Source organism: Methylovulum sp. (assembly GCF_028687615.1).
Classification (GTDB): Bacteria; Pseudomonadota; Gammaproteobacteria; order Methylococcales; family Methylomonadaceae; genus Methylovulum.
Genome location: NZ_JAQTZU010000003.1, coordinates 42,721 through 68,342, shown reverse-complemented (window position 1 = coordinate 68,342; position 25,622 = coordinate 42,721). Strand labels below are relative to the sequence as shown.

General features: G+C 49.5%; 30 protein-coding genes. 12 read left to right on the top strand and 18 right to left on the bottom strand.

Annotated features, from left to right (window positions below; all coding sequences use genetic code 11):
* The first annotated feature begins 10 nt into the window (after window positions 1–10).
* From PHH59_RS02650 to PHH59_RS02605, 10 genes are all read left to right on the top strand, one after another.
* Window positions 11–1,417: an ATP-binding protein gene (locus PHH59_RS02650; RefSeq protein WP_300010800.1), complete on the top strand. Its 1,407-nt coding sequence runs from the start codon at window positions 11–13 to the stop codon at window positions 1,415–1,417.
* The gene (locus tag PHH59_RS02645) at window positions 1,418–1,975 is read left to right on the top strand and encodes a hypothetical protein (RefSeq protein WP_300010797.1); all 558 of its coding nucleotides are present in this window, start codon (window positions 1,418–1,420) and stop codon (window positions 1,973–1,975) included.
* Complete coding sequence (locus PHH59_RS02640) at window positions 1,972–3,792, top strand: site-specific DNA-methyltransferase (protein WP_300010794.1); 1,821 nt, start codon at window positions 1,972–1,974, stop codon at window positions 3,790–3,792. Before PHH59_RS02645 ends, PHH59_RS02640 begins: the two co-directional genes overlap by 4 nt.
* On the top strand, window positions 3,792–4,046 hold the full coding sequence (locus PHH59_RS02635) for a DUF4258 domain-containing protein (protein ID WP_300010791.1): 255 nt from the start codon (window positions 3,792–3,794) through the stop codon (window positions 4,044–4,046). Before PHH59_RS02640 ends, PHH59_RS02635 begins: the two co-directional genes overlap by 1 nt.
* Complete coding sequence (locus tag PHH59_RS02630) at window positions 4,043–4,276, top strand: DUF2283 domain-containing protein (protein WP_300010788.1); 234 nt, start codon at window positions 4,043–4,045, stop codon at window positions 4,274–4,276. Before PHH59_RS02635 ends, PHH59_RS02630 begins: the two co-directional genes overlap by 4 nt.
* Window positions 4,277–4,347: 71 nt before the next feature.
* A complete protein-coding gene (locus PHH59_RS02625) occupies window positions 4,348–4,575 on the top strand; it encodes a UPF0175 family protein (RefSeq protein ID WP_300010784.1) in 228 nt (75 codons plus the stop codon).
* 103 nt (window positions 4,576–4,678) lie between these two features.
* On the top strand, window positions 4,679–5,038 hold the full coding sequence (locus tag PHH59_RS02620; protein ID WP_300010781.1) for a DUF559 domain-containing protein: 360 nt from the start codon (window positions 4,679–4,681) through the stop codon (window positions 5,036–5,038).
* Window positions 5,039–5,111: 73 nt separating this feature from the next.
* Entirely contained in the window at window positions 5,112–7,844 is a 2,733-nt protein-coding gene (locus tag PHH59_RS02615) for a DEAD/DEAH box helicase family protein (RefSeq protein WP_300010778.1), read from the top strand.
* A 489-nt stretch (window positions 7,845–8,333) separates the two neighbouring features.
* A complete protein-coding gene (locus PHH59_RS02610; RefSeq protein ID WP_300010775.1) occupies window positions 8,334–10,481 on the top strand; it encodes an FAD-dependent oxidoreductase in 2,148 nt (715 codons plus the stop codon).
* Window positions 10,445–10,672 carry a hypothetical protein gene (locus tag PHH59_RS02605; protein ID WP_366145462.1) on the top strand — a complete coding sequence of 76 codons (228 nt, stop codon included), beginning with the start codon at window positions 10,445–10,447 and terminating at the stop codon, window positions 10,670–10,672. The genes PHH59_RS02610 and PHH59_RS02605 overlap by 37 nt, the downstream gene beginning before the upstream one ends.
* An 87-nt stretch (window positions 10,673–10,759) precedes the next feature.
* Here PHH59_RS02605 and PHH59_RS02600 read toward each other — a convergent pair whose 3' ends face one another.
* From PHH59_RS02600 to nifV, 14 genes are all read right to left on the bottom strand, one after another.
* Window positions 10,760–11,026, bottom strand: coding sequence for a DUF6156 family protein (locus PHH59_RS02600; RefSeq protein WP_300010772.1), 267 nt, complete (start codon window positions 11,024–11,026; stop codon window positions 10,760–10,762).
* A 48-nt stretch (window positions 11,027–11,074) separates the two neighbouring features.
* Window positions 11,075–11,374: a hypothetical protein gene (locus tag PHH59_RS02595; RefSeq protein WP_300010769.1), complete on the bottom strand. Its 300-nt coding sequence runs from the start codon at window positions 11,372–11,374 to the stop codon at window positions 11,075–11,077.
* On the bottom strand, window positions 11,371–11,820 hold the full coding sequence (locus PHH59_RS02590; protein ID WP_300010766.1) for a SoxR reducing system RseC family protein: 450 nt from the start codon (window positions 11,818–11,820) through the stop codon (window positions 11,371–11,373). Before PHH59_RS02590 ends, PHH59_RS02595 begins: the two co-directional genes overlap by 4 nt.
* A gap of 10 nt (window positions 11,821–11,830) precedes the next feature.
* On the bottom strand, window positions 11,831–12,196 hold the full coding sequence (locus tag PHH59_RS02585) for a Rieske 2Fe-2S domain-containing protein (RefSeq protein ID WP_300010763.1): 366 nt from the start codon (window positions 12,194–12,196) through the stop codon (window positions 11,831–11,833).
* A gap of 7 nt (window positions 12,197–12,203) precedes the next feature.
* On the bottom strand, window positions 12,204–12,737 hold the full coding sequence (locus tag PHH59_RS02580) for a flavodoxin (protein ID WP_300010761.1): 534 nt from the start codon (window positions 12,735–12,737) through the stop codon (window positions 12,204–12,206).
* Window positions 12,738–12,840: 103 nt separating this feature from the next.
* Window positions 12,841–13,455 carry a Grx4 family monothiol glutaredoxin gene (grxD, locus tag PHH59_RS02575; RefSeq protein ID WP_300010756.1) on the bottom strand — a complete coding sequence of 205 codons (615 nt, stop codon included), beginning with the start codon at window positions 13,453–13,455 and terminating at the stop codon, window positions 12,841–12,843.
* A 51-nt stretch (window positions 13,456–13,506) separates the two neighbouring features.
* Complete coding sequence (gene clpX / locus PHH59_RS02570; protein ID WP_300010753.1) at window positions 13,507–14,784, bottom strand: ATP-dependent Clp protease ATP-binding subunit ClpX; 1,278 nt, start codon at window positions 14,782–14,784, stop codon at window positions 13,507–13,509.
* A 61-nt stretch (window positions 14,785–14,845) separates the two neighbouring features.
* On the bottom strand, window positions 14,846–15,697 hold the full coding sequence (gene nifM / locus PHH59_RS02565; RefSeq protein ID WP_300010750.1) for a nitrogen fixation protein NifM: 852 nt from the start codon (window positions 15,695–15,697) through the stop codon (window positions 14,846–14,848).
* A gap of 2 nt (window positions 15,698–15,699) precedes the next feature.
* Window positions 15,700–16,179, bottom strand: coding sequence for a nitrogen fixation protein NifZ (locus tag PHH59_RS02560; protein ID WP_300010747.1), 480 nt, complete (start codon window positions 16,177–16,179; stop codon window positions 15,700–15,702).
* A gap of 74 nt (window positions 16,180–16,253) precedes the next feature.
* Window positions 16,254–16,490 (bottom strand): nitrogenase-stabilizing/protective protein NifW, encoded by a 237-nt coding sequence (locus PHH59_RS02555; RefSeq protein ID WP_300010744.1) that lies wholly within the window; start codon window positions 16,488–16,490, stop codon window positions 16,254–16,256.
* Window positions 16,491–16,757: 267 nt separating this feature from the next.
* Window positions 16,758–17,273 (bottom strand): hypothetical protein, encoded by a 516-nt coding sequence (locus PHH59_RS02550; protein WP_300010741.1) that lies wholly within the window; start codon window positions 17,271–17,273, stop codon window positions 16,758–16,760.
* Complete coding sequence (cysE, locus tag PHH59_RS02545) at window positions 17,274–18,053, bottom strand: serine O-acetyltransferase (RefSeq protein WP_300011075.1); 780 nt, start codon at window positions 18,051–18,053, stop codon at window positions 17,274–17,276. It abuts the gene before it with no gap.
* A gap of 5 nt (window positions 18,054–18,058) precedes the next feature.
* Window positions 18,059–18,205, bottom strand: a complete 147-nt coding sequence (locus PHH59_RS02540; RefSeq protein WP_300010738.1) for a hypothetical protein — start codon at window positions 18,203–18,205, stop codon at window positions 18,059–18,061.
* A 12-nt stretch (window positions 18,206–18,217) separates the two neighbouring features.
* Window positions 18,218–19,342 carry a homocitrate synthase gene (gene nifV / locus PHH59_RS02535; RefSeq protein WP_300010735.1) on the bottom strand — a complete coding sequence of 375 codons (1,125 nt, stop codon included), beginning with the start codon at window positions 19,340–19,342 and terminating at the stop codon, window positions 18,218–18,220.
* Between the two features lie 365 nt (window positions 19,343–19,707).
* On the opposite strand from nifV, the gene PHH59_RS02530 reads away from it, so the two are divergent.
* Window positions 19,708–21,837 (top strand): phosphocholine-specific phospholipase C, encoded by a 2,130-nt coding sequence (locus PHH59_RS02530; RefSeq protein WP_300010732.1) that lies wholly within the window; start codon window positions 19,708–19,710, stop codon window positions 21,835–21,837.
* A 247-nt stretch (window positions 21,838–22,084) separates the two neighbouring features.
* On the opposite strand, the gene PHH59_RS02525 is transcribed toward PHH59_RS02530, so the two are convergent.
* The 4 genes from PHH59_RS02525 to PHH59_RS02510 form a co-directional block, all read right to left on the bottom strand.
* Window positions 22,085–22,312: a hypothetical protein gene (locus PHH59_RS02525; protein ID WP_300010729.1), complete on the bottom strand. Its 228-nt coding sequence runs from the start codon at window positions 22,310–22,312 to the stop codon at window positions 22,085–22,087.
* A 185-nt stretch (window positions 22,313–22,497) separates the two neighbouring features.
* A complete protein-coding gene (gene nifS, locus PHH59_RS02520; protein ID WP_300010726.1) occupies window positions 22,498–23,706 on the bottom strand; it encodes a cysteine desulfurase NifS in 1,209 nt (402 codons plus the stop codon).
* Window positions 23,706–24,611, bottom strand: coding sequence for a Fe-S cluster assembly protein NifU (gene nifU / locus PHH59_RS02515; protein WP_300010723.1), 906 nt, complete (start codon window positions 24,609–24,611; stop codon window positions 23,706–23,708). Before nifU ends, nifS begins: the two co-directional genes overlap by 1 nt.
* Window positions 24,612–24,764: 153 nt before the next feature.
* On the bottom strand, window positions 24,765–25,121 hold the full coding sequence (locus PHH59_RS02510; RefSeq protein ID WP_300010720.1) for an iron-sulfur cluster assembly accessory protein: 357 nt from the start codon (window positions 25,119–25,121) through the stop codon (window positions 24,765–24,767).
* 198 nt (window positions 25,122–25,319) lie between these two features.
* On the opposite strand from PHH59_RS02510, the gene PHH59_RS02505 reads away from it, so the two are divergent.
* Window positions 25,320–25,583 (top strand): nitrogen fixation protein NifZ, encoded by a 264-nt coding sequence (locus PHH59_RS02505; RefSeq protein WP_300010717.1) that lies wholly within the window; start codon window positions 25,320–25,322, stop codon window positions 25,581–25,583.
* Window positions 25,584–25,622: the final 39 nt, after the last annotated feature.

The following is a 25,622-nucleotide window of genomic DNA, read 5'->3' as shown; positions in this document are numbered from 1 at the left end:
CCATAAAACTATGAAGTTTAAATTTGAACAACTAGGGCCTTTATATCAGGCCGAAGTAGAACTAGCGGATTTGACAATTATCTGTGGAGAAAACAACACGGGAAAAACCTATGTGACAAATTCGCTTTACGCGCTACTGGTTGCGTGGCAGCAATTGCTGGCATGGGATTTATCTGAGGAAGATATGCTAAAACTTCACAATGAAGGCTTTATCAGCATAAATTTACAAAAAGAGATTGTTGAAAACTGGGCTGCCATTCTACAAGAAACAATGACTAATTTAGCCAAAAATCTGCATGAATTTTTGGCAACCCCGCCGGAACGATTCAACGATACAAAATTTTCATTAACAGCACCCATTGCAAGCGATTGGATTAACAAGGGAATTGATGACGGGCTGAATAGCAGCAAAGGAAAACGACTGGTTTCTATAAAAAAACAACCTGAACAGACTGTTGTGGAAATCGCTATTGTTGTTGAACCGGGCGATGACCTGCCTCCCGTGCATTCATTAGCCAGCTTTATCCGTCAGCAAATCTTAGAAATTGTTTTAGGAAAAACCTTTCCCGATGTCTTCATAACCAGTGCTGAAAGAACCGGTTCGGCTATTTTTCGGGGCGAGCTGAATTTTTCAAAAAATAAATTGGTTAATGTTTTAACCGAAATGGACAATGACAAAAAATCAGTGGTTAATTTTTCAACATTACTCAGATTAATGAAACGTAGTTACGCGCTATCGGTAGAACATAATGTCGAGTTTATCAGCATAGAAATCCCGAATCTTGAGCAACGCGGCATCAGTGAGGTCATGAAAAATAACCCGGCGCTATCGAAAGCGTTTAAGGAAATGGCAGGCGGTAGTTACAAAGCAACCAAGGAAGGCGCCATTTATTTCACCCCTAAGGGAACCACACTCAAACTGGGTTTAGGCGAAGCATCCAGTGCCGTCAGATCGTTGATGGTGTTATGGTTTTGGCTACATCACGAAGCCAAAACAGGCGATATGCTGATGATAGACGAACCTGAACTCAATCTGCATCCGGCCAACCAGCGGCGATTGGCGCGATTTTTAGCTGCATTAGTCAATGCAGGCATAAAAATATTTTTAACCACACACAGCGATTATATTATTCGTGAGTTTAATACCTTGATAATGCTGTCTAGCGATAAACCGCACTTGGCAGCAGTTAGAGAGAAATTTAAGGCTTATACGGAAGGTGATTTTTTGAAAGCCGAAAATGTCGCTGTGTACACAACCACAACTGCTACTTTTGAGGTAGAGGGCAAAAAGAAAAGAGGTTTAACGCTACAAAAATGGGATGTTAAGCAACATCACGGCATTCAAGTAAAAAGTTTCGATGACGAGATCAATGCAATGAACCAGATTCAGGACGCTATTTTATATGGAGTGTCGTAAATGTCGGTTGACGCTATAAAAAAGCTACAAGAAATCATATCTAATACTAAAAAGCATAGCTGCTCAATCCAAACGATAACACTTCGCGAAAATCCAACAGCTCATCTTAATCATGTAGTTATATCCGGGATCAGCGATGAAGCGGTGGCTATCCAATTCGATAAAATCGGTTTTGCGGACAAAGCCTTCATTGATGGGCACAAAGCCCGTAGAGCCTGTGATGCCGTCATTTTTTGCCAGCTTGATGGACAAAGCTATATATTGATTCTCGATTTAAAATCCAGTATTCCTTCGGATGACAATCATATCCCACAGTTAGTTAGCGGCGACTGCTTTACAGATTATTTACTGGCCGTTTTGGAACGGTTTGAGCAAATCAAATCAACAGGCTGGCAACGTCGCTATTTTATTTTTCATTGCGGCAATAATAGACGTACCACGTTACCCGATTATGCGCAAACTCCTCCCAATAATGTTCGGGCAGATAAAGCGCACATTCTACATGTCGCCAATGGCGAGCCGGTTCCCTTACGCAAACTGCTACAACAACCTTTATGAGCAAAACCAAACTGGAACTGACCTGGATAGGCAAGGACAAGCGGCCTAAGCTGGAGCCGAGGATATTATTGGAAAATCCTGAGTTGTCGTATCACGCTAAATTCAGGCGTTATTCACCCTCTCCCCCGGCCCCTCTCCCTGAGGGAGAGGGGAGTAAGATGACAGCTGAGCATTTGACTGTTCAGTCTGTTGAAGCGGAAAGCCCAAAAAGCCCCTCTCCCTCATGGAGAGGGGTTGGGGAGAGGGTGGACTTGTTCGATAACAAACTGATTTTCGGCGACAACCTGCTGGCGTTGAAGGCATTGGAACAGAACTATGCGGGCAAGGTGAAATGCGTGTTTATCGACCCGCCGTATAACACCGGCAGCGCGTTTACCCATTATGACGACGGTTTGGAGCATTCCATCTGGCTGTCGCTGATGCGTGACCGGCTGGAGATTATCCGGTCTTTATTGTCCGATGACGGTTCGTTGTGGATCACGATTGATGATAATGAAGCGCATTATTTGAAGGTGCTGTGTGATGAGGTGTTTGGGCGGGGGAATTTTGTGGCGAATGTGGTTTGGGAGAAAAAATATGCCCCTCAGAATAATGCAACTTGGCTTTCAGATAGTCATGACCATATTCTTGTTTTTACAAAAAATAAAGAGTTGTGGAGACCATTAAAGCTATCTCGTTCAGATGAAATGGATGCCCGCTATACAAACAGGGACAATGACCCGCGTGGCATTTGGAAAGCAAGCGATTTCACAATTAGCCTAAGTGGTGGTCAGCGTGGCGCTCAGTTTGCAAAAACAGGAGTTTCGTCCAATATTTATGAAATTGTTACTCCATCTGGAAGATGCCTGATGCCTGCAAAAGGACGCTGTTGGGCGGCATCACCTGAGAAATATCAAGAGTTACTCAATGACAATCGCCTATGGTTTGGGGAAAACGGTAATAATGTTCCGGCATTGAAACGGTTTTTAACAGAAGTCCAAAATGGAATTGTTGCGAAAACAATATGGTTTCGCACTGAGGTAGGTGACAATCAAGAAGCTAAGAAAGAAGCTCTTGTATTTAATGGAGAAGAAGTTTTTTCTACGCCTAAGCCTGAAAAACTCTTGAAGCGAATTCTTGAACTTGCCACCAACCCCAACGACCTAGTCCTAGACTCCTTCGCAGGCTCCGGCACCACTGGCGCGGTCGCGCACAAAATGGGCCGCCGCTGGATCATGATCGAACTGGGCGAGCATTGCCACACCCACATTATCCCGCGCCTGAAAAAAGTCATAGCCGGCGAAGACCCCGGCGGCATCAGCAAAGCGGTCAACTGGCAGGGCGGCGGCGGTTTCCGCTATTACAGCCTCGCGCCGTCCTTACTGGAACAAGACCGCTGGGGTAATTGGGTGGTCAATAAAAACTATAATCCGGCAATGCTGGCGGAAGCCTTATGTAAGCTGGAAGGCTTTAGTTATGCGCCGTCCGATACGCAATGGTGGAATCATGGCTATTCGTCGGAGCAGGATTTTATCTACGTCACCACGCAAAACCTGTCGCACCAGCAATTGCAGGAATTGTCTGAAGAAGTCGGCGGCGACCGTTCGTTGCTGGTTTGTTGCGCGGCGTTTCGCGGCAAAACCGATGCGTTTCCCAATCTCACCTTAAAGAAAATCCCCAAGATGGTGTTGTCGCGTTGCGAATGGGCGCATGATGATTACAGCTTGAATGTGGCGAATTTGCCGATGGCGCAACCAAAGCCAGAAGCCGAAAAACCTAAGAAAGCCAGTGTTAAGCTAGTAAACATCGCGCAAGATGATCTCTTTGGAGAAGCGTGATGGATTACGAATTAACCGAACACGCCAAAGAAAGTTTGAAAAAACGCGGCAATATCCGTCTGGAATGGCTGGAACAGGCTATTGTTGCGCCGCATCGTGTCGAACAGGATAGGGTTGATCCCAGTCTGGTGCATTATTTGTTTAGAGTCGATGAGTTTGATGGTCGGGTGTTGCGCGTTGTTCTGAATGAAAACGTCAAACCGCCCCGCATTATCACCGTATTTTTTGATCGCAGTTTGAGAGGTCTGATATGAAATTAAGTGTAGACGAAGTCGCTGACGCATTACATTTGCAGTTAGTGAATGATAGCGTGGTCGAATCAGAGGAAGTGGCTCCCGGCGTTATTGTCGATTATGACGCGGCGGGTGAAATTATAGGCTTGGAAGTGTTGCATTTAACCAAGCGGCTACGTCCGGTGGATTTACTGGATTTTCAGTTTCAGGCCAATCGGAAAAAGGCTGATATTTCACACTCCCTACTTTAAATGGCAATTTTCTAAATATCATGTTGAAAATTATTGCCCTGATTTCAGCACGTTTTAATTGAGGAAAACTCATGCAAACCCTACAAATACAATTACCCGATACCATCACTATAGACGCGCGGGAAATTCACCTGTTGCTTGCCAGCCGACTGTATGAAAAAGGCATCCTTTCTGTTGGGCAAGCGGCGCAAATGGCTCAACTTTCCAAACGGACGTTTATGGAGTTATTAGGGCAATATCAGGTTTCGGTGCTTAATTACCCTGCTGATGATATTAAGCTGGATTTTGACAATGCCTAAAATCATTTCCAACACCAGTTGCCTGATTCTCTTGGATAATATTGATGCGCTGGATATAAAAAGCCCTCTCCAAAGGGAGAGGGTTGGGTGAGGGGAAAATAAAATGACTCTCACTGAAAACGCCCGATCGTTAAGAAAAAATCAAACCGATGTTGAGCGCTGGCTATGGCAAAAAATTAAAAATAGACAGCTTTTAAACCTCAAATTTCGTCGGCAATTTCCTATTGATCGTTATATTGTCGATTTTGTTTGTTTGGAATTAAAGTTGATTATTGAACTTGACGGTTCGCAGCATATTGAGCAAGCTGATTATGATGAGCAGCGTAGAGCATGTCTTGAACAGCGCGGGTTTAGAATTATTCGCTTCTGGAATAATGATGTTATCGGTAATGGCGATGGTGTTTTAGAAGCCATTCATCAAGTTATTTTGGAAATTATGAGTAAAAAGAATTCATTATGTTAATTTCCCCTCACCCAACCCTCTCCCGCTGGAGAGGGCTTTTCTTGACTTGTGGACTTACGCAACAGGAACACGCATGACTCTAAAAGCCTTACATCATGTCGCCGGACGGCTTTCGTTACGCGCACCGCAACGGGAATCGCTGGAAGCCTTGGCGGCTGCGATTGCGGCAACGCCGGACATGCTCAATCCCAAACGTGATGTACCCATGCTATTGGAAACCTTAAAGGCTGAGTTTCCTAAGCTGTCGGATTTTGAACGCGAATTCCCGTCCTTGTGTTTTGCTTTAGCAACGGGCGTTGGTAAAACCCGATTGATGGGTGCGTTTGTCAGTTATTTGCATTTGGCGCATGGCATTAACAATTTTTTTGTGTTGGCTCCTAACTTGACGATTTATAACAAGCTGATTGCCGACTTTACGCCTAATACGCCGAAATATGTGTTTAAAGGGATTTCCGAGTTTGCCATCAATTCGCCGATGATTATTACTGGTGATGATTACGAAGTGAAAGGCCGTCATGCGGGCAGTTTGTTTTCCAGCGTTTCCATTAATATCTTCAATATTTCCAAAATCAATTCCGAAGTGCGCGGCGGCAAGTCACCACGGATTAAACGTTTGTCAGAATATTTGGGTGACAGTTATTTCAACTATTTGGCGCAATTACCGGATTTGGTGTTGTTGATGGATGAATCGCACCGTTACCGCGCCGATGCGGGGGTACGGGCGTTAAATGAATTGAATCCGTTGCTGGGTCTGGAATTGACGGCGACACCGTTTACCGAAAGCGGCAAAGGCACGGTGCCGTTTAAGAATGTGGTGGTCGATTATCCGTTGGCGCGGGCGATGGATGATGGTTTTGTCAAAGAACCCGCTGTGGTCACGCAACGTAATTTTGATGCGTCACAACATACCAAGGAAGAAATAGAGCTTATTAAATTACAGGACGGCATTCGTCTGCATGAAGCCACTAAGGTAGAGTTGTTGACCTATGCCCACGAAAATGATGTGGTGGTCGTTAAGCCGTTTATGTTGGTGATTGCCAGGGACACCACCCACGCGGCGCAGTTGCTTACCTTGATGGAATCAGCGGCGTTTTTTGCAGGCCGTTATCAAGGCAAGATTATTCAGGTGGACAGCAGCAAATCCGGTGCTGCCGAGGAAGAAATGATCAGCCGCTTGTTGGCGGTGGAAAGCCATGATGAGCCGACCGAAGTGGTGATCCACGTCAATATGCTGAAAGAAGGCTGGGACGTGACCAATCTGTACACCATCGTGCCGTTACGCGCCGCCAATGCTAGAACACTGATTGAGCAGTCTATCGGGCGCGGTTTGCGTTTGCCTTATGGGAAGCGGACGGGCGTAACGGCGGTGGATCGCTTGAATATTGTCGCCCATGACCGATTTCAGGAGATTGTCGATGAAGCGAATAATCCCGACAATCCCTTGCGCTTAAAACAGGTGATTCTGGATGCGCCTTCTGATAATGAAAAAACCGAAAGTGTGTCGGTCAGTTCCAACTTGGACGGCTTGATAAGTGGTAAAACCGATGGGCTGGTTTATCCGGCACTCGATAATAGCCCACCTGTATTTAGCAATGTTGCCGAAACGACTGCCGCACAATATGCCATCGCGGAGTTTAATAAACTGCAACATAGCCCCAAAACCGTTGCCACCAGTAAAGCTTTATTGAATGCAGACGTGCAAAAGTTAGTTGTCCAGGCGGTCACGGAACAGTTAAGCATGGGGCAGCAATCCTTGTTGACTGAGGAACAGCCGATTGATGTGGCGGATATTGTCGCTAAAGCCGCCGCATTGATGGTCAACCAGACCATAGATATTCCAAGGGTCATGGTGGTGCCTAAAGGCCAAGTCAGTTATGGTTATAGGCCGTTTACCTTGAATTTGGAGGGCTTGAGTTTACAGCCTTCAGAGCGGGATATTATTATCCAGAGCCTACAAACCAACGAGCAAGCATTTATGGTTGCTCATGCAGTGTTAAGTGAGGCAAAACCGGAAGACACTATTGTCCATGCCCTGATAGATTATGACGATATTTCTTATGATGACCACGCCGATTTGATCTACGAGTTGGCAACGCAAGTCGTTAGGCATTTAAACGGGTATTTGTCAGCCGATGAAGTGAATAATGTCTTGGCTAATCACCGACACACATTCGCCAAAACCATCCATGCGCAAATGGCGGAGCATTTTTGGGAGCAAGCCGACACCTACGAAGTGGAAGTTCGTAGCGGATTTACGCCGTTAAAAACCTGTGCGTATACCGTCGCCGCAGGTCAAGCGGTCAATCATTATCGGGATACCATTATCGATAAGGGCAAAATTAAGCAGTTATTGTTTGGTGGTTTCAGTAAGTGTTTATATCCAGTACAAAAATTTGATTCCGACACGGAACGCCGCTTCGCTGTCATTTTAGAACGCGATGCCCAAAAATGGTTTAAGCCCGCAAAAGGCCAGTTCAAGATTTACTATTCGGCAATTGCTCCCGGCATTGCTCTACCTCCTGCATCCATGCAGTCGAAAGACGGGGCGGAACATCCTGAATATGTGCCGGATTTTGTCGCGGAAACGGAAGGCTATGTGGTGATGGTTGAAACCAAGTCACAAGCAGAAATGGCTGATGCCAAAGTACAAGCCAAATCGGACGCGGCGATTAAGTGGTGCGTTTGTGCCAGTGATTATCTTTTGAAAAATGGAGGTAAGGCTTGGAAGTATTTACTCATTCCGCATGATGAGGTTAAAGAGAATTTTCAGTTGGGGGATTATGTGCGGAAATTTAGTAAATTGTGAAAGTTCCCGTTTAACCTCTCAGAATGGCTAGTCATTTCTAACTTACATTCAACTCATAAGTGCAATCGTAAATAATCGGATATAAAGAAGGCTAGCTGCTATAGTTCTGCGCTTTTTTCAATCCGACCAAAGACGAGAAATTGCATGAGAACCTATAAACAGCTCGGCAATTGCTCCTGCATTGCTCTGCATCCATGCAGTCGTAAGTCAAGAACAAAGATACCAGATTGAGAAGGACATTCGGGACGAATTGCATTGGCAAGCAGGCACTCAATTAACGTTAGTTTCCTCGCCATCTGGCATTACGCTAAAAACAACGCCCCAAAAGCGTGGCGGTAATTTGGGGGATTTAATTGGTATGCTCAAACATGATGGCCCGCCCATCGCCAACACCCACCCATTCCCCCTTACAAAAAACCATTCGACACAACATCGTAAACTTGGTATGAATGCGTCCACGCTTTAACACTTCCCCTGCTTTTGACGCTTATGAACCCCTCGCGCATTCTGTTACTAGCCATTATTGCAGTCGCCATCACCGTGTTTTTTGCTGTCGGCGGCCACCATTACCTGACGCTGGACATGCTCAAAACCCAGCAAGACAGCCTGTTCGCTTACCGTGACGCACATCGCCAACTGACCATCGCCCTTTACGGCTTGATTTACATCATCGTGACCGGCTTGTCTTTGCCTGGCGCAACGGTGATGACCCTGGCGGGCGGTGCGCTGTTTGGTTTGTTGTGGGGGACGGTGATCGTGTCGTTTGCGTCAACGATGGGCGCGACGCTGGCGTTTTTGGCGGCGCGGTTTTTGTTCAGGGAACAGATTCAGGCACGATTTGGCGACCGGCTGAAAACCATCAACGAAGGCATGGCGAAGGATGGCGCGTTTTATTTGTTCACCCTGCGCTTAGTGCCGTTGTTTCCTTTTTTTATCATCAACCTGGTGATGGGGTTGACGGCGATCAACACGCGCACGTTTTACGCGGTCAGTCAAATCGGCATGTTGGCGGGGACATTAGTGTATGTCAATGCGGGGACACAATTGGCGCAATTGGATTCCTTGGCAGGGATTTTGTCACCGACCTTGATCGGCTCTTTTGCCTTGTTAGGCGTGTTCCCGTTCATCACCAAAAAAATCCTGGAGCTGCTACTAGCCCGCAAAATCTACAGCGCGTGGCCCAAGCCGCATCAATTCGACAATAATCTGGTCGTGATAGGTGCCGGTGCGGGCGGCTTGGTGGCTTCGTACATCGCCGCCGCCGTTAAAGCCAAAGTCACGTTGATTGAAAAACACCGTATGGGCGGCGATTGTTTGTACACGGGCTGTGTGCCTTCCAAAACCTTGATCTGCAGTGCCAAGGCCGCCGCGCAAATCCGTCGCAGTGGCGAATTTGGCATCCACACCAGCCTACCGGAAGTGGATTTTGCGGCGGTGATGGCACGGGTCAAGGCGGTGATCAAGGCTATCGAACCGCACGATTCGCCCGAACGTTATACGGATTTAGGCGTGGACGTTGCCTACGGCACGGCAAAAATCCTTAGCCCTTGGGAAGTGGAAGTCAGCAGCGGCAATGGAACCCGCGTCATCACTACCCGCGCCATCGTCATCGCCACTGGGGCGAAACCTTTTGTGCCGGCCATCCCAGGCTTGGCGGAAATTGGCTATTTGACTTCAGACACGATTTGGGATTTAAGCGAAAAACCACAGCGTTTGCTAGTGCTGGGCGGCGGCCCGATAGGTTGTGAACTGGCGCAAGCGTTTGCTCGTTTGGGATGTCAAGTGACACAAATTGAAATCTTGCCGCGTTTATTGGCACGGGAAGATAGCGAGGTGTCGGCTTTGGTCTTAAGCAAATTTCGGCAAGAAGGTATAAGCGTGTTATTGGCACATGAAGCGAAGGAATTTGTCAGCGAACAAGGCGAGAATATCCTCATCGCCGAACATCAAGGCCAAGCCATCCACATTGCTTTCGATCAAGTGTTAGTAGCATTAGGCCGAAGTGCGAATGTCTCTGGTTTTGGCGCACAAGCATTGGGCATTGACTTATCCGCCAAAAACACCATCGCCATCGACGGCTTCCAAGCCACCAATTACCCGAATATCTACGCTTGCGGCGATGTTGCCGGGCCTTACCAATTCACCCACACCGCAGCGCATCAGGCCTGGTACGCCAGCGTCAACGCGCTGTTTGGGCAGGTCAAAAAATTCCGCACCGATTATTCCGCGATACCGCAAGCCACATTTATTGAACCCGAAGTGGCGCGGGTCGGGCTGAACGAACAAGAAGCCCGTGAACAAGGCATTGTCTATGAAACCAGCACCTACGCTTTAAATGAGTTGGATCGGGCGATTGCCGATGCTGCAACCCAAGGCTTTGTCAAAGTGCTGACCCGACCTGGCACAGACAAAATCCTGGGCGTAACCATCGTCGGCGAACAAGCCAGCGAGCTAATCGCCGAATTTGTGCTGGCGATGAAACACAATCTTGGCTTGAATAAGATTTTAGGGACGATACATATTTACCCAACGCTGGCGGAAGCCAATAAATACACCGCTGGTGTTTGGAAACGCCAACACGCCCCGCAACGGGTTTTAAAATGCCTGGCGACTTACCACCGCTGGTTACGGCATTAACCATCAACAGACTACATGCTCGATACGCCACCCTTTTTAAATCCACCGATTTCCCGACAATCACCCGCAAGCCGCCGGAAATTCTGCAAGTCAATCCCGGCTATTTGTGCAACCTAAGCTGTACCCATTGCCATGTCAACGCCGGTTCCAAGCGCACGGAATTGATGGACGAAGCCACGGTAGCAACGTAGGCCGGGGGGACGCAAGAAACCCCAGCAGAGTGGCTTGTGGTGCCGGGATTGCGCCATCGCTTCATCCCAGCCTACGACACTACGACACTACAAATCAATCTCCCGCACTTCATCGTCTTCCGAGATTTGCGCCCATACCAACATGCCGTTTTCGTCATAGCGGTAATGATGTTCGGACTCCACTTCGTTGTAGACGATTTTCTGGCAATGCAGCAATTGTCCTGCGGCGTCATAATAGCCACGGTAGTAGAAATTCCGATAATTCAAATCGGCTTCGGTGATTTCATTGACCAGTTTTAGCGGCAGTTTGACGCTGCTGTAACTGAGGAAATAACGGGCGGTAGTATCGTTCATGAGAGGCTTGTCGTTCATGAGGGGCGGTCGTTCATGAGGGGCGGTCGTTCATGAGAGTAGGTGGATGGCGATGATTTCTATGGTTTGTTCTAAAGTCAAATTTTCATTTTCACCAACGATTTGGTGTGCGGCGATGGGAAACCGTAGGTCTATGCCGTAACGTCCTGTGCTTTGGGCAAAGGTAAAAATATAGGCGGAAAGGCTGGGGTCATCCAGTGTGCAAAGTTCGATGGCTTGGTGGTGCTGTTCGCGTGTGTTCATCGCCAAGGTGTTTTCGCCGTAACGGTGCACCAGCTCCAATAACAGCAGCTTTAACGGAGTGTCTTTATCGATTGCCCAAACATTCATGGCACGGAAAGCGAAACCTTTTTTACGACCACGGGCCGCGCGTAATAGCTCAGCAGCAATAGTTTTTGCATTTTGTTGATAAGCCAAAGTGATAGCAAAAAGCCAAACACGGCACTGCCAGCTATCCATAAATCCGCATAACCGCTGTCATCCAATAAACCATCGGCTATGCCGGCGCCGATAAACAACGCGATTAACGGCATGAGATACAATAACAGGGAAGCGCGTAACAGCAGGTTTTCGTCTATCGCAACGATGACGGTATCGCCAAGTTTCAATGGCATGTCATTATCGACGGGTACGGAGCGTTTCTTTAGGACGCTACCGAGCGCGTTGGTCGTACAGGAGGCTTTTTGCTGGCAACCGCCACAAGCACTGGCTTGCCCGCCCTCGACCCAGACTTGGTGGTTTTCTATTTTCACCACAACCGCCAGTTCTTCGATCATCGCCCCTCCCTCAATCAGCCAGCACTAAATGCTTCTCGGCAAAAAACAGTATGCCATCACTCTCTTGCAGGCGCAGCGCTTGCAAACGCTGCCCTAAACAAACCGGACTTTGGCACTCCCCCGTTTTCGGGTCGAAGACAAAACCGTGCATCGAGCAACGCAGGAGTTTTCCGGTTTCATCGAAAACCGCATCCTCTTCGCAATTCAAAGGGCGGTGCATGTGCATACAATGGTTGACGTAGCTATAAGCATGACCATCGAACAAAAAGACCAGTGCCGAACCCGGCTGGCCTTTGAAGATTATTTTTCGGGTCAAATAACTGACCTTACATAAATCCTCAAGTGAACAAATGACTTTTAACTTGTTGTCTTGCATGTGACACTCACGCCCAAGCCGGTTGTATGGTTTTCAGCCAAGCATCCAGCCTATCATGAGTCAGTTCCTTCTGGTTTTCCTGATCCAGTGCCAAACCGACGAACTGCCCGTCGACTATGGCTTTTGACTGCTTAAATTTGTAGCCTTCAGTGCTATGTCCGCCAACCATCGTTGCCCCGCATTGTTTGAATGCGCTGTAAAGATAAAACATCGCACTGACAAAATCATCGGCATAGCCTTTTTGGTTGCCCAAGCCATAAATGGCAACCGTTTTGCCTGTTAAATCGTGGCTTGCCAGTTTCGGCAAAAATTCCGCCCAGCTTTCTGTCGCGTTACCTGTAGCCAAGCCTGGCAATTCGCCTTCGCCATAAGTCGGCGTACCCAAAATCAGCACATCGGCTTGCAGCAAATCTTCCACGCTGGCGGTGCGGATGTTGACGGGTTTGGCGGCGAGGCCAGCACCGAGCAAGGTTTGGATGTCTTTGGCGATACGCCGGGTGTTGCCCGTATCCGTACCGAAAAAAATGCCGATTTTTGCCATGATCTCCCCCTCTAAATAATACCTACCGCAGCGCTTCGCCAACAATCCTTCCAGATTTCTTGTGCCCCTGAGGGTATAAAAACCTGGAAGGACTAAACGGCAATCACATTTGAATCTGCAATAACCCGCCCGTTGGCACCGCTTGTTTGGCTTGCCATTCTTCGGGTGTATAAGCCAACACACTGACGGCATGGAGCTTGCCGGAAGCCAGCGGCTCTTTCAGCGTCGCCAACACGGCTTGCTGTTTTTTCACCAACGGCAAATCGGTAAATTGGCTGCTGACAACGGTGATCGTCAGATCACAGCCTTCGCCATCAACGATGACCGTCGCATCGGCAATGCCCACTTTGACCAATTGTTCGACATCACTGACTGGGAGGCTGTCCGACGCGGACTCTGGTTTTTTCGGCGCGGCGGCGGCCAACAAGGGCACCAAGCTACCATTTTTGTACATTTCCTCGACAATATCGCAGCCACCAACCAGTTCGCCGTTGACGAACAATTGCGGGTATGTCGGCCAATGCGAAATGCTAGGCAGTTTTTCACGGATAAACGGGGCTTCCAGGACGTTGACATAAGCGTAGTCGATTTTAGTCCCGTTAAGGATGCCGACGGTTTTGCCGGAAAACCCACATTGCGGGTCGGCCGGCACACCTTTCATGTACAGGATAATGGGGTTTTCTGCCAGTTGCTTGTGGATTTTGTCTTCGGTTTTCATGTTGGTCTCTTAAAAAATAAATATATTTATAACCGTTTTATCAGCTTAAGCCTATCCCGCCTGCTGCCTAAGCTGACCATCATCTTTTTTAACCAGCCGGACTTCCGCATCACCTTTGACGACGTCGGCATCAATCACGCATTGCTCCACATCATCAACGGAGGGAATATCAAACATGGTTTTCCGTAAGATTTGTTCCATGATGCTACGCAAGCCCCGTGCCCCGGTTTCCCGTTCTATGGCTTTTTGGGCTATTTCCACCAGGGCGTCCTGCCCAAACGTCAATTCCACGCCTTCGAAGGCGAACAATTGCTGGTATTGTTTGACCAGCGCGTTTTTCGGTTCGGTCAACACGCGGATCAAGGCATCGACATCCAAGGGTTCTAAAGGGGCCAGCACCGGAAAGCGGCCGATAAATTCAGGGATCAAACCAAACTTGCGTAAATCGCTAGGTTGCGTGGCGTTGAGCATGTCTTCCAAACTGGGTTTTTCGCTAGTTTGATTGACCGCCGCATGAAAACCAATCGCCGAATTGGTCGGCATTAAACGTTTTTCAACGTATTTTTCCAGACCAGGAAACGAGCCGCCGGCGACAAACAAAATGTTGCGGGTGTCCATCAACACATCGCCGCCGTCCTTGTTGCTGCGGCTTTTGTTCGGCAACTTGACATGCGAGCCTTCGACCAAGCGTAGCAAAGCCTGTTGCACCCCTTCGCCGGACACATCCCTAGTCCCTGTTTGTTGTTCAGGGCTGCGGGCGATTTTATCGATTTCATCCAGATAAACGATGCCCCATTCGGCGTTCGCCATATTGCCTTCGGCGACATCCAACAAACGCACCAAGATATTTTCGACATCATCACCGACATAACCGGCCTGGGTCAGCGTCGTCGCATCGGCAACCACAAACGGTACGCCGACAATTTTGGCGAGCGTGCTTGCCAACAGGGTTTTGCCGGTGCCGGACGGGCCGATCAGCAAAATATTGGATTTGCCGATTTCGACATCCTTGTCAAATTCGCCCAGCCCGGCATCGCCACTTTCATGCTTCAGGCGTTTGTAATGGTTGTAGACGGCTACGGCGAGGATTTCTTTTGCCAAATGCTGGCCGATCACATACTGGTCAAGGTGTTCTTTGATTTGGGCTGGCTTCGGTAAGTTGCCCTGCATTTGCGACAGCTCTTTTTTCCGGCTCCAGTTACTGACCACCTGATGCGCCAGCGACACGCAGGCCCCGCAAATATAGCCTTCCGCTCCGGCAATCAGCGGCACCGACGCAGATTGCCCAATACCGCAAAAAGAACAATGTTTGATTTCTTTAATGGTCATGGCTTTTCCTTATTAAGTTTGCGGAGACTATACAATTTGTTCAATACAACCTACGGGGCAACTATTCCTTTGTCAAACCCGCTATCCAAGCGCGTTGGCACGTCCGTTTGGCGCGTTCTTTCATAAACTGGCGTATTTTCGGCGTCGCTTTTTGTAAGGACAGCGATTCCGGCTTCTGTATTTGCTTGCACAACACCAGATGGAAACCAATTTCCGATTCGACTATGCCGCTGATCTCGCCCGCTTTCAGCTTGAACAGCACGGCATCCAATTCTGGATACAGCTTGCCGGACGGTACCAGGCCCAGCACACCGCCTTGCAAAGCCGTCGGGCATTCGGAATGCTTTAAGGCCAAGCCAGCAAATTTATGTGGCTTTTTTTGCAATTTCGCGCTGATTTCCTCAAGGCGTTCCCTGGCCATCTCACGGGTATTTTCAGGATATTCGGGGTTGATGCTGATAAAAATATGCCCGGCTTCACGCATCTCCGGCTTTTGGAACTGCTCAGGATGCAGATGGTAATAAATGCCGACTTCTATCTCGCTGGCATCGGGCGCGCGGCTGCCTACCCGTTCCAGCACCGTGTTCACCTTGCATTGACGGTATAAAGCCGCCCGCAAGGCATCTTCATCAAGATGGTTTTTGTACAGCTCGCTGAGAAAAACAGTTTCGTCCTCGTAGCGGCCACGTATTTCCTGATATGCCCGCTCCACTTCCTCGTCGGGAACCATGACAGCGGTCGCTTCCGGGGAATTGAGCACCCGTGTTTCAATTTTGTATTCGTTGGCGGCTTGGCGTTGCGCTTCTGTCAATTGCGCATCGGCGAGTTCGCTGGGGGCTTTTTTGAACAGAGCCAACGCGGCCCTCAGCACATTGTAAGCTTCCGGTTTGGATGGGTTGGTAGTCGGTGTCATGCTTAAAACTCCGGCTCAGTAAATGTTTCAGGATGCGCCGGCGCCAGCGCAGTTTCAGGTACTTGCAGCATCCGCCCCCCAAATGCGACGTGGTACTGGATCAGGACATCATCGCGGATCACTTTCAGCACTTCGCCGTCAGCACCTTTGGCGACCAGGATTTGGCCTTGCACACCCAAGTCGAGCGTACAAACCACCTTGTCACGGAACTCAAAACGGCTGGGGTTCCACGGCTCGTCGGCACTGATCAATTCTTCCAAACGGCAGCCGACCATGATGTCCTGGCTAAGGAAATGGACGGTAAAAACCACTTGGTCTTGCAAGAACGTGCCGACATTGAGCACATGCCCGATACTGCCGCGCCGGATCAGCAACACGCCGACATCCAAGCCCGGATAAGTGCCGTCGTTACGGACGTTACGGGTGACCCGCACCGATTCGCCGAAATCGAAGCGGCCCTCATCGAAGCGTTCTGGTTTCATGTTTTTATGTCGCCTAAAGAAACAAATGCAACTTGCGGTTCATCCATGTGGAAAACCTTGAAGACTTTTTCGGTTTAGGCATCGGATTCGACGAAATCCTGATAGGCCCGCATCAGCAGTTTGCTGTAGACCACCCGTTTGGCCGCTTCCTCTCCAGGCATACTGTCCGCGCCTTGCTGCAAATAATCGTGGAAACGTTGCAGGATATGCAGGCGGTTGACATGCACGATGGTCTGGTCGTAATCCAATTGAAAATACTGCAAGAAGTCTTCAGCGGACTCCAATTCTTCCATTTCTTCTTCAAAACTCATGGTGTTCTCCGCTTGGGTTGTAGGATGGGTTAAATCTGTGCTTGCTTCGTAATTAGGTAGGGTACGCTGCGCGTACCGTTAAACTTCGCTGAAGGTACGCATTTATGCCCCAGAGGGTACAGCGTACCCTACAAGCTACCCGCTTCACCGATACTCAAATCGGCCCGACTAAGGAATTGTCTTGGGTCAACAAATAGATAGCCAACATAATGAAAGCTATCAAGCCCATGATGGCTAACAGCGAATCGTTTTTTTCTTTCAACATGATTAAGCTCCACTAAGCGCATTATCTGATTTACGTTTGACGACCAATTCCAATAATCCCTGTGCGCCAATCCGGTCTTTGCCGTCCAATTCAACCAGTTTTTCAAAAATATCCTGGCTGACGTCCAGGTTTTCCAAACGCATGTTCAAAAAACCGATGGCTTTGAGCGTGAACAAATACAATCTGACCTGGGTTAATAAAACAGCGGGCGTCGCCATCAGATGGGTATGGCTCAAATCACGCCAATCTTCTGGAAAATCCACCAACGGCCTGATCACTGCCAACGCTTTGCCCGTGGCCGCCAAGGCATCTTCGAGACGGTGTTGGTAATAATAAAAGCGGTTTAAGGCCACCAGCACATTCAGTGATTCCGGGGCTTTGAAATAGGCCTGCAACAAAGGCAGTTCCGCATCCCCGCTGGCATAATTCTCCGCCGCTTCGGCAATCAGTTCTTTCACGCCAGCGACATCAGGTTCTTCAAAATACAAACCCTGCGCTTCAAAATCCAATAGATCCATTTATAATCCCGCCGCTATTTTTACTGGGCTGTCTTGGTGGCTGGTGCACATACTTTCCGCTTCGCAAGTCTGGCAATGTTCTTCAGTGATTGGTTTACTTAACTGCGCCTGTTTGGCTTCCAGTTCGTCTATACGCTCCAGCAGGCAACTAATTGCTTTGCCTACCGGATCAGGAATCAGATGATGGTCGAGATCTATGCCATGCCGGTTTTGTATCTTGGCACCCTTGCTTTGGATAATCCGCCCAGGAATACCGACGACAGTACAGCAATGCGGCACATCTTTAACCACCACGGAATTGGCGCCGACACGGACATTGTTGCCTAGTGTGATGGCGCCGAGGATTTTTGCGCCGGAACCCACCAAGACGTTATTGCCCAAAGTCGGGTGGCGTTTTTCCTTGTTCCAGGTCGTACCGCCCAAGGTCACGCCGTGATACAACGTCACATCGTTGCCAATTTCCGCCGTTTCGCCTATCACTACGCCTAGCGCGTGGTCGATAAACAAGCGCCGCCCGATAGTCGCGCCCGGATGGATTTCAACACTGGTCATCCACTTGGCAAAAGCCGACAACACCCGCGCCGTCAATTTCCAGTCCGCTTTCCATAAGCGGTGGCTGATGCGATGGAACAGCACGGCATGGACGCCGGAATACGTCAGCAAGATTTCCAGGACGCTATGGGCGGCCGGATCGCGCCCAAACACGCAATGGACATCTTCACGCCATTGTGCAAAAAATCCCAGCGGTGCGTCCTGAACATTATGATCCAGCATCACCATCTCCACTAGCTCAGGCTCCAACCTGTCTTGCCCGGAATTGGCGGCGCCGGTATCCTAAAAAAAGAACCTGGATAACGGTCATCATCCAATAAGCGTTCTTCTATTTCTGACACATCAGGTTCGCAGGTAAGCGGTTCGTTAGCTTCGTTCATGGCCCATCTCCTTTACAGATTTTGATGAAAATGATTCAAATCAGACGCACTTGGCGGCCTTTTTGTCGCCGTCACAAACTGTTTGACTTGCAACAGCAGTAGTTGTGCTTGGCTACGGTTGACGCTGATGCCCAGTTGTTGGTAGGCATGGATGACTCCCTGGGTACCCGAATGTTTGCCCAACACCAGTTGGTGGCTGCGCCCGACAATGGCCGGGTCTACACCCTGGTAATTGTTCATGTCTTTCAGCAGGCCATCGACATGGATACCCGCTTCATGGCTGAACACGTTTTTGCCGATCAGGCTCTTGCGTGTGCCTATTGCATCGCCGGAGGCATTGGCTACCAGGCCCGACAAAGCCGGAAACCGGGCCAAATTAATGCGGGTATCAAAGCCGTACAATTGTTTTAAACCGACCACGACTTCTTCCAAAGCGGCATTCCCTGCCCTTTCGCCCAAACCGTTGACGGTGGTGTTGACATGGGTCGCACCAGCCAGAGCCGCCGCCAATGTGTTCGCAGTCGCCAGACCTAAATCATCGTGGGCGTGCATCTCAATTTCCATATCGGTCGCGGCGCGTAATTTTTTGATCGTCTCAAACACACCGAACGGTTCCATAATGCCCACGGTATCGGCGAAACGGATGCGGGACGCGCCGGCTTGTTGTGCGGTTTCCGCCATTTGCATAAGAAAATCGACATCCGCCCGTGACGCATCTTCCATGCCCACGCACACATCAAAACCGAGCTGTTTCGCTTCCCGCACCAGTTCGTTAATCGTATCCAACACCCATTGCCGGGACTGTTTTAATTTATGCTGGATATGCTGGTCGGAGGCGGAAATGGACAAATCCACTTTATGCACGCCTAAACCTAGACAAGCTTGCAAGTCATCGCGGCGCATCCTGGACCAGACCAGCAATTTGGACGGTAAAGCCAAGGCGGCAATCGCCCGGATTTCTTCCCGCTCCACCGCCCCCATCGCCGGTATGCCAATTTCCAGTTCCGGTACGCCCAACGCCGAGAGCTGTGTGGCTATCGCCAGCTTTTCGTCCAGCGAAAACGCCACCCCAGCCGATTGCTCGCCGTCCCTGAGCGTGGTGTCGTCTATGATGATTTGGCGGGATTGGGTTTTCATGCGCTTTTGAGAAAGTCAAAACAGGGTTAATTATCTTAAAGCAAAACACTTGCCAACTGTTTAAGCCGCAAAAATAGCGGTTTGTAAGCCGGGTTGGGCAAGCCATACAAGACAATATACGAGGCTGGGAGGGAAATTGTCGGAAACCCGACAAAATAGAAAGGATAAGTTTCACGGTGAAGCTTGACGGCATCCGAATCGAATCAACGGACAAAAATAATGGGCTTCCTTTCGTTCAGCCTATCCAAAACACCATCATGAGTAGCGGGACTAGAATTCATAATAAGCTGACTTATTTTTGCAATAAAGCCTTGTTAAATTGTATGGGCTGTTTCCCCAATAAAATGACTTAAAGGAGAATTCCGATGAAAAGCCCTGATCGCCGTAAATTTTTGCAAGTAATGGGTACCGGCACCCTGATTGCATCGTTGCCCGCCAGCATAGCCAAAGCAATGGCTATTCCCGCCAACAACCGTACCGGCACCATTAAAGACATTGAACACATCATCATCCTGACCCAAGAAAACCGTTCTTTCGACCATTACTTTGGCACCTTGCGCGGAATACGCGGTTTTGCCGATCCACGCGCGGTGACCCTGCCTTCCGGCAAATCAGTTTGGCATCAGCCAAATGGCACCGACGAACTGCTGCCATTTCGCCCGCCAGTCGATAATTTGGGCATGACTTTCCTTTCTGACCCACCCCACGGCTGGAACGACACCCATGCCGCCTGGAACCAAGGCAATCACGACCAATGGGTGCCAAATAAAGGCGCGGTCGCCATGACCTACCATACCCGCAAGGACATCCCTTACCACTTTGCTTTGGCTGATGCCTTCACTATTTGCGACGCTTACCACTGCTCGCTGATGGGGCCGACCGACCCTAACCGTTACCACATGTGGACTGGCTGGGTAGGCAACGATGGCCAAGGTGGCGGCCCGGTCATCACCAATGCCGAGGCGGGATACGATTGGCTCACTTATCCTGAACGCCTGCAAAAAGCGGGCATCACTTGGAAAATCTACCAAGACATCGGCGATGGTTTAAATGCTGACAACGGCAACTGGTGGGGTTGGACTGGCGACCCGTACATCGGCAACTATGGCGACAATTCCCTGCTGTTTTTCCATCAGTACCAAAATGCCGCGCCTGGCGACCCACTGGCGGATTACGCCAAAACCGGAACCGAAATCAAGGCATTGAGACGGAATCCGCGCAAGTTGTTTGACATTTTCCGCGATGATGTACGGAACAATAAATTGCCTCAGGTATCTTGGATTGCCGCTCCTGAAGCGTATACCGAACATCCTAATTTCCCAGCCAATTATGGTGCTTGGTTTATCTCGCAATTCATTGAGATTTTGGCGTCCAACCCGGATGTTTGGAGCAAAACGGCTTTATTCATCAATTATGATGAAGAAGGCGGCTTCTTCGACCACACGATCCCACCGACACCAGCGCAGAATGCCCAACAAGGCGATTCAACCGTTGATACTATCAACGAAATTTATCCTGGCGACCCTAGTCACCCAAGCGCACCGTATGGTCTGGGAATGCGCGTACCGATGATCGTGGTTTCTCCTTGGACTAAAGGCGGCTGGGTCAATTCGCAAGTATTCGACCACACCTCATTGATCCGTTTCCTCGAAGCGCGTTTTGGCGATGAATACCCCGATCTGATTGAAACCAATATCACACCTTGGCGTCGCGCGGTTGCTGGTGACTTGACTTCGATATTCAATTTTACCAACCCCAATACCGTACCGGCTTATTTGCCTAGCACCGCCGCTTTCTTGCCACCGGACAAAAAGCGTCATCCTGACTATCCAACGGTTCCACCAACAACCCAGGAACTGCCTGGACAGGAACAAGGCATCCGTCCTGCCCGCGCCTTGCCGTATGCCCTGACCGCCCACGGCAAAGCCAATACCACCGATGGCACATTTGCCATCGATTTCGCCAATATCGGCACCGCCACGGCCGTCTTTCATGTACGCTCAGGTGATAGCACGGTTGCTCCCCGTTCTTACACCGTCGAACCGAAGAAAAACTTGCTTGGCAGTTGGAATAGCGACGCAGGCTATTACGATTTGTCAGTCTACGGCCCGAACGGCTTCCTCCGCAGCTTCAAGGGGCAGGCTTCCGATGCCAACAAAGCGAACCTGGATGTACAGGCCAGCTACCACTACAATGAACTGAAAACCAACATCAGGTTGGATTTGATAAATTTGTCAGCACAGACTGCCAAAATCCGCGTTTTCAGCAAATACTCCGGCAACAGCTTCATAGTGAAGCTGAAAGCCGGTGCATCCCTGTCGAAAAGCTGGAAATTGTTACGCTTCCTGGGTTGGTACGATTTGGTGATTACGGTCGAAGGCGACACCGGCTTCGAATACCGTTTAGCAGGCCATGTCGAAACCGGCAAGGACAGCTACAGCGATCCAATCATGGGTGGCCTGTGCAGTTCCTTGACTTCGTGTGTAAGCCTTTAATGGACTGAAGGGAAAGTGTGGGGGGAGCCAATACCCCCCAAATTCTAAGGCGGGGGTGTCGTATCGAAAACCGATGCCTCTCGCTTTAGGCTTTCAGCTTAAATTCTAATCAATAGGCTGTGTTCCAAAGCATCCATCCTGAGCATCCATCCTGTTTTATCTTCCCCAGCACCACTGCCAATAAATTGGTTCAGGAAAGGCGCACAAATGGCACAGAACCATTTCCTGGCAACAACGGGACCAAGCTTCAAAAGCCCAAATTAAAAACCACCTCATACCCTTCAACATTATCGCCGGTCAAATAGTTAAATCCCAAGGCGGCCGAGCTTACTCTCCATTTATCTTTGCTAAAATCCGTTTCCACCCGGTAACCCAAGGCATTCAGGTTGGAAAAACCCAAGGCGTTGCTGTTTTTTCCTAGAAAAGCCGTGTGATCCGTATGGAATACACCCATTAGCGGATAACCCCATAGCATGATACCGATTCGGGTTGCATGGCCTGTCCAGTGCGGGGAATTATGCGGGGTTGAGGGCGTGTTTTAAAGCAGCTATGCGACGCTTTTAAAACATGTCCTGCAGGTGCTGGGATGGTGACGCGAGAGCGTCCGGGACGGCATTCCCACGCCGAAGCGTGGGAACAATAGCTACGGGTTTACATTAGTTACGCATAAGTTGGTTTAAACGCCTGCTCAGGATTCACGACCGGGCCATCGCCATCCCAATACGGCGATAATTTCCGCAAAGTCGCCACCACACCCGGCATGACTTTCAACACCTCATCGACTTCGTGCATGCTGTTGTAACGCGAGAAGGAAAACCGGATTGTGCCGTGGGCGGCTGTATAGGGTATGTCCATCGCCCGCATAACGTGCGATGGCTCCAAAGACCCAGACGTACACGCCGAACCGCTGGACGCGGCAATCCCGGCTTTGTTCAGCAGCATCAATATCGCTTCGCCTTCGATGTATTCAAAGGCAATGTCGGTGGTATTTGGCAAGCGGTTGTCCATGTCGCCGGTGACAAAACAATGCGGAATCTCCTCAGTGATGCCGCGCTCCAGACGGTCGCGCATGGCTTTGACTTTGGTGTTTTCAAATTCGATATGCTCTAACGCCAGCTCACAGGCTTTGCCCAAACCGACGATGGACGCGGTGTTTTCGGTGCCGGCACGCCGCCCGCGTTCCTGATGGCCGCCGCGCAACAAGGGACGGTAACGTGTGCCACGGCGCAGGTACAACACGCCGATGCCTTTGGGCGAATGCAGTTTGTGGCCTGATAAGGATAGCATGTCGATTTTGGTGTCCTGCAACATCATCGGGATTTTGCCGACCGCTTGCACGGCATCGGTATGGAACATCACCCCTGCCGCATTCGCCAATTCCGCCATTTCCACAACGGGGAAAATGGTGCCGGTTTCGTTGTTCGCCCACATCACGGAGACTATCGCCACTTGGTCTGACAGCAATTTTTTATACGCTTCCAAGTTCAAGCGTCCGGCACGGTCCACCGGCATCCGGTGTATCGTGTAGCCTTCTTTTTCCAAGGCTTCGCACAGGCTTAAAATCGCTGGATGCTCAACCGTGGTGGTGATGATTTCCTTTTTGTTCGGCTGGGCTTTAATCGCCGACAAAATCGCCGTGGAATTGGATTCCGTTCCGCACGACGTAAAAATGATCTCGGAGTCATGTTCGCAACCGATCAAATTCTGCACCTGTTGCCGGGCATTTTTGATCCCTTTCGCCACGCCGTCGGCAAATTTATGTATCGACGACGGATTGCCGTATTGTTCGAGAAAATACGGGATCATCACATCGACCACCGCCCTGTCCACCTTGGTGGTGGCGTTGTTGTCCAAGTAAATGTCAGTCATCACGCCACCTCAATATTGACCAGTTTTTTCATTTCCGAAGCGGGCACGACTTTGATGAATTCACCCATCACTTCCATCAACCGTTGCTGGATGCCGGCGATGGTCATCGCCGCCATTTGGCAGCCGCTACAGGCACCGGTCATATTGACATAAGCCGTGTTGCCGATGACTTCAACCAGCTCGACATCGCCACCGTCCGCCATCAGTGTAGGCCGCAACGATTCCAGCACTTCCTCGATTTTTTTGATGCGTTGCAAATTGGTCAACGGGCCTTTAACTTCGGCAACGACGGGTTTTTTGGTTACAGGCGCCGCTTCAGGATCGAATTTCTCGCCTTTTTCCGCCAGCACTTTTTCCAGAATGGCTTCAATGTCTTCATGGCAAGACGCACAGCCGCCACCGGCTTTAGTAAAGTTGGTGACATCTTCAACGGTACGCAATTTATTGGCCCAGACCATCTCTTCGATCATCACCGCATCAATCGCAAAACATTTGCAGACCAACGCGCCTTCTTCATGGTCGTCCTTCCATTCTTCACCACGGTAATTGGCAATCGCCGCTTGCAAGGCTTCGCGGCCCATCACCGAGCAGTGCATTTTTTCTGGCGGCAAGCCTTCCAGATGGTCGGCGATGTCTTGGTTGGTGACTTTTAACGCTTCATCCAAGGTCATGCCCTTGATAATTTCGGTCAGCACCGATGATGACGCAATCGCCGAACCGCAACCAAACGTTTGGAATCCGGCTTCCAGGATCACCTCCGTTTCATCCTCGACTTTCAAGGTCAGCCTTAAGGCATCGCCGCAACTGATGGAACCGACTTCGCCTGTGGCATTCGCATCAACGACCGCCCCGGCATTTTTTGGGTTAAAAAAATGTTCTTTGACTTTATCTGAATAGTCCCACATGGATGTGTCCTCGGATTGGGTAGGGGTGGGCGACGCTGTTATGCCCACTTTTAAATCTGGTTACGGTGGGCATAACAGCGTCGCCCACCCTACATTATGGAATTCCCATTATCTCCTGTGGGCACACAGGAATCGGGGGAACGATATGTATGGTTATGAACAGGTTTTAGTCCCAGTCCCACTAGGGTTAGGGTTAAACGAAGAACCGCAAGCGCAACTTTTCGCCGCATTCGGGTTGGTGAATTTGAATCCAGAACCGTCGATGCTGTCGAGAAAATCTATCGACATGCCATCCAACATCGGAAAACTGACAGGATCGACATAGACCTTGACTTCGCCGCAATCAATCACCGTGTCTTCTGCGGTGTTTTCGGCTTCGAGCTTCAACCCGTATTGGTAGCCTGAGCAACCGCCATCGGTGACTTCAATACGAAGCCCGGCAGAAGGCGTTTCCGAACTGGCGATAAAGCGACCGACCGCGCTAATAGCTTTTTCTGTTAATGTAATCACTTGAGTCTCCTGAAAGGGTTGGCATCGTTCTTGTTATTACTTTAAGCAACCTGTGTGCCATCATATTTTTATTTTTATAAGCTATTGATATAAGAAAAATAATAGTTAAATGCCACGGGTGGCAGATAGCTTACATAAGACAATCCATCCGATTTTGTAAGCTTTACTACAAAAAACACACCATCAGCGAGAAATGACATGAGAGTAGAAGATTTGGATATAGGCGATATTGTCTATGCGGCGGCCACCATCACTGATGATGGCTCAATCCCCGGCGGCAACGAGGGCGAAGTATTGGCGGATGCTGGCACACGCGGCGTCATCACGATGATAGGCCATGTCGAAGAACAACCCGAACGTAGCGTTTATTTGGTGCGCTTTGAAGATAAGGAAATGAATTTGGGCAATCCGGTCGGTTGCTGGATTGATGATTTGATGGTGGAACCGAGATTGGTCAATTAGCCAATAAGATTGTTTGGTAAAATAATGCTCATGGATTCT